Below are 514 nucleotides of genomic sequence, written 5' to 3'. Positions count from 1 at the left end.
ATCCTATATTTGTACTAAAACTAGTTGCAGAATATGTTTTTTTAAAATAGGGTTTTACCAGAATAATTAAATAAGAAATTAAAAATATAGAAAAGATTATAGGTTTAAATGTTGAGAATACACTTGCTTGAAAAGTTACAGGAAGTTTTAGAATTTTATAACTTAGTACATTCTTAATCAAAGAATATAATGAACCGCCTACTCTGTCTTTAACACCAGGATTGAAAAGGCTTGTCCAAGCATCGATTGAAGGTAAAGCTATCAGAGAAGTTGCAAAAATTATAGCTACAGAAATAAAAATGGCACTAAATAAAATTTTCCAACGCTGTTGCTTAGTCAAATAAACAAAAATTAGAGGTAACCAAATAATTGGTAATGTTTTAATTAGAAAACCAATCCAAGCTGTAACAATCGCAGCTAGATAATTATAGTTTTTAAGGCATATTATTAAAATAATTAAAATCGTAGAGATAAAGATATCTATATGGGCATTTGTAACCTGTTCATACAGAAG

1 protein-coding gene is annotated in these 514 nt (G+C 27.6%); it reads right to left on the bottom strand.

What is annotated here, in order from left to right; genetic code table 11:
- Window positions 1–514: hypothetical protein (locus GNF10_RS37320; RefSeq protein ID WP_221644721.1), on the bottom strand; the 514-nt coding region annotated here is incomplete at both ends.

Source organism: Nostoc sp. UCD121, from assembly GCF_014222285.1.
In the GTDB taxonomy this organism is placed as follows: Bacteria; Cyanobacteriota; Cyanobacteriia; order Cyanobacteriales; family Nostocaceae; genus Nostoc.
The sequence above is the reverse complement of the archived record's forward strand: the minus strand, read 5'-3'. Positions and strand labels throughout refer to the sequence as shown.